Here is a 3,601-nt window from a genome sequence, read left to right as displayed (position 1 = left end):
GCTCCGACGAGCGATGTGATGATCCCGATGGGTGTTTCGCCGGTCATGACTTTGCGGGAAACGATGTCGCACACGCAGAGGAAAGCTCCGCCCGCGAACAGCGTCATGGGCATGAGCACGCGGTGGCGCGAACCGGTCAGCGCGCGAACAGCGTGCGGCACGATGAGTCCGACGAATCCGATGGGTCCCACCTTCGAGACGATGATCCCCGTCATCAGCGAGCACACGAGAAACGTCGTGATCTGCAGTCGTTTCACGTTGACGCCGCGACCCGAGGCGAGTTCTTCGCCGAAGCTGAGTTGATCGAACTTTGCCGCTTGCGCCAACAGCACGATGACGCACGGCGTGACGCCAATGACCAACGCGATGACCGGTTCGTAGCCGATGATGTCGACGCCGCCCATGAGCCAACGGTCCATGTTCACAAGACGGTCGGGTTGCGCGAGGTAACGCATGAACAGAATGCCTGAGTTGGCGAGTAGTCCGAGCGTTACGCCGGCGAGCAGCAACACGGAAGGAGCCATGCGCGTGCTGCGCGTGGCCATCGCGTAGATGAGCAACATATCCACCGCGGCAAACGCGAACGCGGACACCTGCACAAGAGAGAAGCCCAACACATCGAAAGAGACTACCGTGTCGGAAAGCAGGCGCGCGCCGGGCCACGCTGATGCGGCGCCCGCGGCTGCGATGGCCTGCAAGGCGATGGTGGCGCTCCACGCGCCCAACGCGCCGAAGCTGTCGATGCCCAGGGTATACGGCGTGGCAAGCGGATTGCGCAGCAGCGCTTGAAACGCGCACCCCGCAAGGGAGAGTCCGCAGCCCGTAATGAATGCGGCAAGTGTGCGCGGCAAGCGCTGGTTAATCAGTATGCTGAGCGCGGGGGCTTCGTTCATGGGTGTGCCGCTATGCCACTCCGCAAGGGCCTGAGTCAGGCTGACACGCTCGGTGCCAATGGCGAGACTCGCAACAAACAGGACCACGCATGCTGCGAGAATCGTGATGACCACGACCGCGTGTGGCAATCGTGACTTCATGGCGCCACTCCCTGCGGCATGTCCGCGGACACCAATAGCGCTCCGGTGAGCGGATGCCTGCACACACGAATGGGAGCGCCATACGCACGCGACAGCAGGGATTCCGTCACGACGTCTTCGGGTTTACCAACGGCAACGGGTTTGGGTTCGCTGCGTGACAACAGCAGCAACTGGTCGCAATAGGATGCCGCCAGATTCAAATCATGGGTCACCGCGCACACACCATAGCCGTTGCGCGCAAGACGTTGAAGCAGACTGAAAATCTCGGCCTGGTGGTGAATGTCGAGCGCGGACGTCGGTTCGTCGAGCAGGAGCAAACTGGGTTCCTGGGCGAGAATACTGGCAAGCAGCACACGTTGCCGTTCGCCGCCTGACAAAGACATGAAGTCGCGCTCTCTCAAATCTTCAGTCTCGGTGTCTCGCAGACAGCGCTCGGCAATGGCCTTATCGCTTTGCCGCATCGCGCCGAGCGCGCCCAGATAAGGGAATCGCCCAAGGCATACCACCTCAAATACTCGTAGCGAAAACACCGGAGTAGCGGTTTGCGGAAGAAACGCGACAACTTGCGCGCGCTCGCGATGCGAGTAGGACGTGATGGGGCGTCCGTCAAGAAGAACACGCCCTGCACGGGCTCTCTCGAATCCACTCAGCACCCTAAGCAAGGTACTCTTGCCAGAACCGTTCGGCCCAACGATGCCTGTCATCGCGCCGCCCTGAACTCGTATCAAAACGTCCGAGAACACGTCGCCGCCCTTCGGATAGGCGAAGGCAAGCGACTGTGCTTCGAGGCATCGGGTCATGGTGCGGGTAACTCGATGCCGGGATGTAACATCTCGGCGAGTTTGCGTGCGGTAAGCGCAATGCGCGGACCCGGCCGCAATCCGTACGATTCCATGAAGAGGTACACGCGCTTGTTCTGCACCGCAGGCAACGAAGGGAGCTCGTTCCAATCGGCCACGAACTCGGCCTGCTGTTCGGGCGTGAGCGGTTCGCCGGAATGGAACTCGACGATTACGTCAGGGGCGCGCATCACGATAGTCTCCTTCGACGCCTCGAAATAGGGATCGTTGACGTCGTTGAAGATGTTCTCCCCTCCGGCTACGTCTGTCAACTCCGCGAGAAAGGAAGACTTCCCCACGGAGAACAAGTTGTTCAGGTCGTGATTCGTGCGCGTGTTGATGAGAAGGACCTTTGGACGCGGCTTCCCTCCCACTTTCTCGCGAATCGTATCGAGTTGAACGGTGATCGAATTCCAGAGGGCCGTGGCCTTATCCGGGCATTCCAACGCCTCGCCGATATTGACGATACTTGTGTGAATGGACTCCATGTTGTCCATGTGAGCATTCAGGATCGGGATGTTGTATTGCTTGGCAAGTTCCGAGAGCTTTTCGTGGCGACCGGGGAGAATCAACAACGACGGGCGCAACACGGCGATGCGCTCCAAATTCGGATCGAGGTACCCGCCGAGTCTTTCTTTTGAAAGGGCTTCGGGAGGATAGTCGCAGAACGATGTGATCCCGACAATCCTATCGCCTTGACCCAAAGCAAACACGGTCTCGGTGAGGTTCGGGCCAAAGGTAACAATGCCGCCATGCTTTGTGTCGCGGGGAGCGGGTAACGACGGGGCGCCGCACCCAAGACAAACGGCGAGCGCGACGAATGTCGCGAAGCACGTTGCGCGTATCTTTCGCATGCTAGTGTCCGCAGTGTATCCCTTCGTCGCGCCCACCTCGTTGCTTGTGCTTAACGGAATTTGGCGATACGCGCAGCCACATCGTTCGCAAAACGTTCGATGAACTGCTGGACGTATTGGGCCACGTCAAGACTGTCGTCTTTGATGAGCGGAGTCAGGTCCATTCCAAAACAGATGCCGGTCGTGGCGTCGGTGCTGTGCGAAGCGTGGTACGTTGCATGCGCGCGTCGTCGTCCTAAGGTGGCAAGATCGTAACGCTTTCCGCCGGCTACCTGCGAATCGAACACGCCCAACAGGGCGAATTGCAGGTTCTCGTGCGCGGAACAATCGAAAGCGACTTTATCGGTATCAACGAGCCAATCGAGGTCGCGCCACACTTCGCATCCGTACAGGGCCTGCGGCCGCTCGCTGCTTGGAAGGCTGCGAATCGCCGCGATGAGCTTGAGCGTCACGCCGACGTGCGTGTCATGCTTGTCGGCGAGATTGTGCGTATAAACCACTTGAGGACGGGTCTTCTTCAGCAAGAGCACAAGGTCTTCGACCGCCCGCGTGTCGGACGCGCTTTTGATGGCGGACGACGGATAGTCGAGCAGTGCCTGGGCCGAGTACTCACCGACCATCGCGGCCTTCTTCTGCTCCAATTGACGAATCACGCGCATCTGCTCGTCGGTATAGTCCTTGTACACGTCGTCGCGCGGCGAGCCGCTGCCGTTCGTCACCACAACGCCGCAAAACCACTTGTCTTTCTGCTGAAAGCACTTGATGATGCCGTCGTAGGCCATGATTTCGATGTCGTCTTGATGCGCGGCCACGCAAAGATGCGTCGTGCGCGCGAGGGCTTCATCCACCGGCAATCCATCGGGGACGTACAACA

Annotated in this window: 4 protein-coding genes; all 4 read right to left on the bottom strand. The window is 59.6% G+C overall.

The genetic code is table 11. From position 1 onward, the window contains the following. A partial coding sequence (locus tag K1Y02_26065) for an iron ABC transporter permease (protein ID MBX7259848.1) occupies nucleotides 1-1,034 on the bottom strand: 1,034 nt, incomplete at its 3' end. Continuing rightward, nucleotides 1,031-1,834: an ABC transporter ATP-binding protein gene (locus tag K1Y02_26060; protein ID MBX7259847.1), complete on the bottom strand. Its 804-nt coding sequence runs from the start codon at nucleotides 1,832-1,834 to the stop codon at nucleotides 1,031-1,033. The genes K1Y02_26060 and K1Y02_26065, both read right to left, overlap by 4 nt. Further along, nucleotides 1,831-2,727 (bottom strand): helical backbone metal receptor, encoded by an 897-nt coding sequence (locus tag K1Y02_26055; GenBank protein ID MBX7259846.1) that lies wholly within the window; start codon nucleotides 2,725-2,727, stop codon nucleotides 1,831-1,833. The genes K1Y02_26060 and K1Y02_26055 overlap by 4 nt, the downstream gene beginning before the upstream one ends. Before the next feature lie 50 nt (nucleotides 2,728-2,777). Beyond that, nucleotides 2,778-3,599 (bottom strand): PIG-L family deacetylase, encoded by an 822-nt coding sequence (locus tag K1Y02_26050; protein ID MBX7259845.1) that lies wholly within the window; start codon nucleotides 3,597-3,599, stop codon nucleotides 2,778-2,780. Nucleotides 3,600-3,601 lie beyond the last annotated feature (2 nt).

The organism is Candidatus Hydrogenedentota bacterium, assembly GCA_019695095.1.
GTDB lineage: Bacteria > Hydrogenedentota > Hydrogenedentia > Hydrogenedentales > SLHB01 > JAIBAQ01.
Note: the sequence above shows the minus strand (reverse complement) of the source record. Positions and strands in the feature narration are given on the sequence as shown.

Bases quoted from the DNA above. Each gene is read 5' to 3' on its own strand.
- K1Y02_26060 (MBX7259847.1), bottom strand. From the start codon at position 1,834: ATGACCCGATGCCTCGAAGCACAGTCGCTTGCCTTCGCCTATCCGAAG.
- K1Y02_26055 (MBX7259846.1), bottom strand. From the start codon at position 2,727: ATGCGAAAGATACGCGCAACGTGCTTCGCGACATTCGTCGCGCTCGCC.